Genomic DNA, 6,595 nt, shown 5'->3' with positions numbered 1-6,595 from the left:
CTGCGCAAGATCGCCGAGGACGATTTCGGTGCCCTCGGCGACACTTCGACGCTTGCCGATCCCGCCGTCGTCGACGATCTGATCGCCAACCGGCAGAACAAGGCGACCGCCTGATATAAGGAGCCGCTCCATCCGAGTCCCGGGGCGGCTCACTTTACTTGGCTGGCGAATTTGGACGGCCTGCACGAGGCCGGGATTCCGGCCCGATCTTAAAAATCGATCGCCCGGCCGTTGATCTCGTAATCGCCGAAGCGCGCAGGCTCGGCGCCGCCGCGGCCGCCGATCTCAGGTGGCAGCTCCAGCGGCTTCCGGTTCTTCCGTCGTTCTTCAGCCTCGGCAAGCGCACGTTGGGCCGCCGGGGACAGCACCTTGCGCGGCGGCTCCGATCCCTCGGCCGTCGGCGTTTGGCTATTGTCGTTATCGGCTTCCTGCATGGCCTTCTCCTGCCGGAAATATTGAAAATGGCGGGTGGATAACCAAATCATAATGCGCGGTCGCCGGGATTGAAAGCTTGCGACGCCGAAATCGGAGTTGGAGATTCGCAATGAACCTCGTTCGCACTGCCATGTTGCTTGCCTTCATGACGGCGCTTTTCATGTTTGTCGGCTTTCTGATCGGCGGTCGGGGCGGCATGATGATCGCCTTTCTCATTGCCGCCAGCATGAATTTTTTCTCCTATTGGAACTCTGACCGCATGGTGCTTGCGGCTTATCGCGCGCAGGAGATCGATGAACGGAACGCACCGGAATTCTTTGCGATCGTGCGCGATCTCGCCGGTAATGCCGGCCTGCCGATGCCGAAGGTCTATCTCTACGACAGCCCGCAGCCGAATGCCTTCGCCACCGGCCGCAATCCCGAAAATGCCGCCGTCGCCGCCTCGACCGGCCTGCTTGCTGCCTTGTCTCCCGAGGAGGTCGCAGGCGTGATGGCGCATGAGCTCGCCCATATCCAGAACCGCGACACGCTGACCATGACGATCACGGCAACGCTTGCCGGCGCGATCTCGATGCTCGGCAACTTCGCCTTCTTCTTCGGCGGCAACCGCGACAACAACAATAATCCGCTTGGTTTCATCGGCGTCCTCGTCGCCATGATCGTCGCACCGCTCGCCGCCATGCTGGTGCAGATGGCGATCAGCCGCACGCGTGAATATTCGGCCGATCGCCGCGGCGCTGAAATCTGCGGCAATCCGCTCTGGCTCGCTTCCGCACTTGGAAAGATCGCCCGCGGCGCGGCCCATGTGCCGAATGAGGATGCCGAGCGCAATCCGGCGACGGCGCATATGTTCATCATCAATCCGCTCTCCGGCGAACGCATGGACAATCTGTTTTCCACCCACCCGAACACGGAAAACCGTATTGCCGCGCTGCAGGAGATGGCGCAAAGCGACATGACTATCTCGACGGGACCGGTGCGTGCTGCTAATCCGTCGCGCAAATCGCGCTCTGTTCCGAATACGGGTCGCGGTGGTTCGCAACCGCCAAAAGGTCCGTGGTCTTGAATTCAGACGGCACGAAAAAGCCATTCCGCAAACAGAAACCTTCCGCCGACCGATCGGCGTCCGCCAAGCCGGGCCTGCAGGCCCGAGCGGCGGCGGCAAAGATTCTTGCCGCCGTCGTCGACCGCAAGCTGCCGCTTGACGGCGCTCTCGACCATGAACACGGCAATCCGGCCTATAAGGCGCTTGGCGAGAGCGATCGCGCCCTTGTCCGCGCCATTCTGAATACGACGCTGCGCCATCTGCCGCGCATCGACGCTGCAATTGCCTCGCTGCTGGAATCGCCGCTACCGGAGGGCGCGCGCGCCTTGCACCATGTTCTGGCAATCGCGGCTGCTCAGATCCTCTATCTCGACGTGCCGGATCATTCGGCCGTCGATCTTGCCGTCGAGCAGGCCAACCAGGATCCGCGTAATCGCCGCTTTGCGAAGCTGGTCAACGCGGTGTTGCGCCGGCTCGGCCGTGAAAAGGACGAGGTGCTGGGGGAGATCGCCAAGGTGCCGCCGATGCCGGGCTGGTTCCTCACACGGCTGGAAAAGGCCTATGGCCGCGACGCGGCGCTGGCGATCTCGCAATCGCAGCTCGAGCCTGCGGCGATCGATTTGACCGTCAAATCCGACGCCGAAGCCTGGGCGAAAAGGCTGAACGGCGTTGCCCTGCCGACGGGCGGCGTGCGGCTTGCTGCCTTCGACGGCGGAATTCCTTCACTCGAGGGCTTCGACGACGGTGCGTGGTGGGTGCAGGATTCGGCGGCAAGCATCCCGGCCAGGCTTTTCGGCGATCTCTCGGGCAAACGTGTCGCCGATCTTTGTGCTGCGCCCGGCGGCAAGACAGCGCAGCTTATCCTTGCCGGCGGTGCGGTGACTGCACTCGATCAGTCGGAAAGCCGGCTAAAACGGCTGCGGTCGAATCTCGACCGGCTTGGCCTGAAGGCAGAAACGGTTGCGACAGACCTGACGACATTCAAGCCGACGGAGGGCTTCGATGCGATCCTGCTCGACGCCCCCTGCTCTTCCACCGGCACGACGCGCCGGCACCCCGACGTGCTGTGGACCAAGGGGCCGGATGATATCGCGAGGCTGGCGGCGCTGCAGGAGCGGCTGCTGCGTCATGCGCTGACCTTGCTGAAGCCCGGCGGCACGCTGGTATTTTCGAACTGCTCGCTCGATCCCGCCGAAGGCGAGGAGGTCGTCGCCCGCATTCTTGCCGATACGCAGGCGATCGAGCGCGTGCCGATCAGCGCGGGCGACTGGCCCGGTCTCGAAGCGGCGATCACGCCGCTCGGCGAATTCCGCACGCTTCCGACCATGCTGAAAATGCCGGAGGGCATCGCCTCCGGCCTCGACGGCTTTTACGCGGCGTTGCTGCGGCGAACGACCTGACTGAAACCCACACACGTCGTCCGAATCCCGTCACTACATCCTCGCAGCGCGTCCGTCATTCTTTGCGAAACCGCCGGAATGTTTTCGAATGACATGCACTAATTTTCGCATATTCGAACGTTGTTACGAATTAATTCATTGTGGACGATGAAATCGGCTGCTTTTCACCTATTCTTAACCACGAGGGTCAATAGACAATAGAATATGCAGTCCGGTCGGCGTTTTGCGAGCATGTATGTTCGGGAAGCTTGGCGGCGCGCCTTGCGCCGCGTCGCGTTGCTGCGCCTGAAGCTCATTCGCCATTCTATCAAACCACCCGAGCGCCTGATCGTCGCCCCGACCGATCTTCGCGGCATCGATTCGCATGTGGCCGACGAAATTCTCAACGGACGTTTCCTTCTGGCCGGGCGCATGCTGGAAACGAACGGCAAATCGCCCTTCACCTTCACCCTGCCCTCGCGGCCGTTTGCGACCCGCCTGCACAGCTTCGGCTGGCTGCGGCACATGCGGGCGCACAAGACGGAGCGCAGCGCGGCGGCTGCCCGCGCCATCGTCGACAGCTGGCTTTCCATCCATGCCGGCCGTATGGAAGGAATTGCCTGGGAGACCGACGTCACCGCCCAGCGCGTCATCGCCTGGCTGTCGCATTCGCCTGTTGTGCTGCAGAACGCCGATCGTGGCTTTTATCGCCGGTTCATGAAGTCGCTGGCTTTCCAGGTCAGGTTCCTGCATCGCATGGCACCCTATACGCTCGGAGGCCTGGAGCTGTTCCGGCTGCGCATCGCGCTCGCCATGGCCTCCGTCGCCATGCCGGCTCGCGCATCCACGCTTCGGAGAGCGGCGCAGGCGCTCGACCGTCAGTTCGATAGCCAGATTCTGCCGGATGGCGGCCATGTTTCGCGCAACCCGCGCATCGGCCTCGAATTGCTGCTCGACCTGCTGCCCCTGCGACAGACTTACGTCAATCTCGGCCATGATCTGCCGCAGAAGCTGATCTCCGGCATCGACCGTATGTATCCGGCTTTGCGGTTCTTCCGGCATCAGGATGGGGATCTGGCGCTTTTCAACGGCGCAACCTCGACGCTCGCCAATGAGCTGATGTCGGTGCTCAGATATGACGAGACCGCCGGCCAGCCGTTCAAGGCTTTACCGCAGTCGCGCTATCAGCGGCTTTCCGGCGGCAAGACGGTGATCATCGCCGATACCGGCACGCCGCCCTCGGGCGGCGCATTGCGCACCGCGCATGCCGGCAGCCTCTCCTTCGAAATGTCGTCCGGCCGCCATCGCTTCATCGTCAATTCCGGCTCGCCGAAATTTGCCGGGCACCGCTACGTGCAGATGGCGCGCACGACCGCGGCCCATTCGACCGTCATCCTCAACGACACCTCATCCAGCCGTTTTTCACACTCGCCTTTCCTCGATCACGCGATCACCGAGCCGGTGAAAACCGTGACGGTCGAACGTCTGGAAACGGAGGATGGGCGCGACAGCATCAAGCTCAGCCATGACGGTTATCTCAGGATATTCGGCGTGCTGCATGAGCGCGAGCTGACTCTCAATGCCGCAGGTTCGATAGTGACTGGCCACGACCGGCTCATACGGCGTGAAGGATATGAAAGTGACGAGCCCCTGAAGGCCGTCGCCCGTTTTCATGTTCATCCGTCCATCGTTCTGCAACAGAGCGATAGAGAATCCGTGCTGCTGACGGCGCCGGATGGCGAGAGCTGGCTATTTACCGCGCCCGGCAACGAAGTGCTGATTTCCGAGGACATCTTCTTCGCCGACAGCTCCGGCATCTGCGGCTCTGACCAGATCGAGATCGATTTCGATCTGGCCGAAAAGATGGAGATCCGCTGGTTCCTTTCCCGTAAAGCTTAGCCTAAACGGGCCGGCCGGCTGGCCAAAATTCAAATCCTGGATTAAATCGAAAGGCAGAGCATCAGCGCTGTTTGCGTGGCGGCAAAGCTGTGCTAACGCGGCGCCCAACAAGAAACGTCCCTAAGGCAGCTCGTCCGAAAGCCGCGCATACTTCGGCCTCATGCTCTAGCGGATATCTCCCGAAGCCCGAACGGAGAAGGTTCATGGCCGTCATTTCCAAAAAGATCCCCGCCCCGGACAAGGTCGAAATCAAGACCGCGCTCCTCTCCGTCTTCGACAAGACAGGCATCGTCGAGCTCGCCCGGGCGCTGTCAGAAAGAGGCGTGCGTCTGCTGTCGACCGGCGGCACCTACAAGGCGATCGCCGCTGCCGGTCTGGCCGTCACCGACGTCTCCGAGGTCACCGGCTTTCCAGAGATCATGGATGGGCGCGTCAAGACGCTGCATCCGACGGTGCATGGCGGCCTGCTGGCGATCCGCGACGACGGCGAACACCAGGAAGCGATGAAGAAGCACGGCATTGAGGGCATCGATCTTGCCGTCATCAACCTCTACCCTTTCGAAGAGGTGCGGGCGGCTGGCGGCGACTATCCGACGACCGTCGAGAATATTGATATCGGCGGTCCGGCGATGATCCGGGCATCGGCCAAGAACCATGCCTATGTGACCATCCTGACCGATCCCGACGATTATGCCGAGTTCAAGGAGCAGCTTTCGGCGGATGACGGCAAGACCGCCTATGCCTTCCGCCAGCGCATGGCCGCCAAGGCCTATGCCCGTACCGCGGCCTATGATGCCATGATTTCCAACTGGTTCGCCGAGGCGCTGGCGATCGACACGCCGCGCCACCGCGTCATCGGCGGCGCGCTGAAGGAAGAAATGCGTTACGGCGAAAATCCGCACCAGAAGGCTGCCTTCTACGTCACCGGCGAGAAGCGGCCGGGTGTTTCGACGGCTCTCCTGCTGCAGGGCAAGCAGCTCTCCTATAACAATATCAACGACACTGATGCCGCTTATGAACTCGTCGCCGAGTTCCTGCCAGAAAAGGCGCCCGCCTGCGCGATTATCAAACATGCCAATCCCTGCGGCGTCGCCACAGGCTCGAGCCTGGTGGAAGCCTATCAGCGGGCGCTCGCCTGCGATTCCGTTTCCGCCTTCGGCGGCATTATCGCCCTCAACCGTATATTGGACGCCGAAACAGCCGAGGAGATCGTCAAGCTCTTCACGGAGGTCATCATCGCCCCTGATGTCACCGAGGAGGCGAAGGCGGTCGTCGCCCGCAAGCCGAACCTGCGGCTGCTGTCGGCCGGTGGCCTGCCCGATCCGCGCGCCCCAGGACTGACGGCGAAGACCGTTTCGGGCGGTCTGCTCGTCCAGAGCCGCGACAACGGCATGGTCGAGGATCTGGAGCTCAAGGTCGTCACCAAGCGCGCGCCGACGGCGCAGGAGCTTGATGATATGAAGTTCGCCTTCAAGGTCGGCAAGCATGTCAAATCGAACGCCGTCGTCTATGCCAAGGACGGCCAGACAGCCGGGATCGGCGCCGGCCAGATGAGCCGGGTGGATTCCGCCCGCATTGCCGCGCTGAAGGCCGATGAGGCCGCCAAGGCGCTCGGTCTCTCGGCGCCGATGACGCAGGGCTCGGCGGTTGCTTCCGAAGCCTTCCTGCCATTTGCCGATGGTCTTCTGTCGATGATCGCCGCAGGGGCGACAGCCGTTATCCAGCCGGGCGGTTCGATGCGAGACCAGGAGGTCATCGACGCCGCCAACGAACACGGCGTGGCGATGGTCTTCACCGGCATGCGCCATTTCCGGCACTGAGGCGCGCCGGAATATTG

General features: G+C 62.3%; 5 protein-coding genes. 4 read left to right on the top strand and 1 reads right to left on the bottom strand.

All coding sequences use genetic code 11. From position 1 onward, the window contains the following. Positions 1 to 209 precede the first annotated feature (209 nt). Positions 210 to 434 (bottom strand): DUF1674 domain-containing protein, encoded by a 225-nt coding sequence (locus tag CO660_RS08335; RefSeq protein WP_085779893.1) that lies wholly within the window; start codon positions 432 to 434, stop codon positions 210 to 212. A gap of 110 nt (positions 435 to 544) precedes the next feature. On the opposite strand from CO660_RS08335, the gene htpX reads away from it, so the two are divergent. The 4 genes from htpX to purH all read left to right on the top strand — a co-directional run bounded on the left by htpX (position 545) and on the right by purH (position 6,578). Further along, a complete protein-coding gene (gene htpX / locus CO660_RS08330; protein WP_097598318.1) occupies positions 545 to 1,501 on the top strand; it encodes a zinc metalloprotease HtpX in 957 nt (318 codons plus the stop codon). Next, positions 1,492 to 2,880 carry an RsmB/NOP family class I SAM-dependent RNA methyltransferase gene (locus tag CO660_RS08325; protein WP_097598317.1) on the top strand — a complete coding sequence of 463 codons (1,389 nt, stop codon included), beginning with the start codon at positions 1,492 to 1,494 and terminating at the stop codon, positions 2,878 to 2,880. The genes htpX and CO660_RS08325 overlap by 10 nt, the downstream gene beginning before the upstream one ends. A 204-nt stretch (positions 2,881 to 3,084) precedes the next feature. Then, positions 3,085 to 4,758: a heparinase II/III family protein gene (locus CO660_RS08320; RefSeq protein WP_097598316.1), complete on the top strand. Its 1,674-nt coding sequence runs from the start codon at positions 3,085 to 3,087 to the stop codon at positions 4,756 to 4,758. 203 nt (positions 4,759 to 4,961) lie between these two features. Further along, positions 4,962 to 6,578, top strand: coding sequence for a bifunctional phosphoribosylaminoimidazolecarboxamide formyltransferase/IMP cyclohydrolase (gene purH, locus CO660_RS08315; RefSeq protein ID WP_097598315.1), 1,617 nt, complete (start codon positions 4,962 to 4,964; stop codon positions 6,576 to 6,578). The last annotated feature ends 17 nt before the right edge of the window (positions 6,579 to 6,595 follow it).

Origin of the sequence: Rhizobium sp. L9 (assembly GCF_002531885.1) — a bacterium.
Lineage (GTDB): Bacteria > Pseudomonadota > Alphaproteobacteria > Rhizobiales > Rhizobiaceae > Rhizobium.
The sequence above is the reverse complement of the archived record's forward strand: the minus strand, read 5'-3'. Positions and strand labels throughout refer to the sequence as shown.

Excerpts from the sequence above, each read along its gene's own strand:
- htpX (WP_097598318.1), top strand. The coding sequence starts at position 545 with ATGAACCTCGTTCGCACTGCCATGTTGCTTGCCTTCATGACGGCGCTT.
- purH (WP_097598315.1), top strand. The coding sequence starts at position 4,962 with ATGGCCGTCATTTCCAAAAAGATCCCCGCCCCGGACAAGGTCGAAATC.
- CO660_RS08335 (WP_085779893.1), bottom strand. The coding sequence starts at position 434 with ATGCAGGAAGCCGATAACGACAATAGCCAAACGCCGACGGCCGAGGGA.
- CO660_RS08320 (WP_097598316.1), top strand. The coding sequence starts at position 3,085 with ATGCAGTCCGGTCGGCGTTTTGCGAGCATGTATGTTCGGGAAGCTTGG.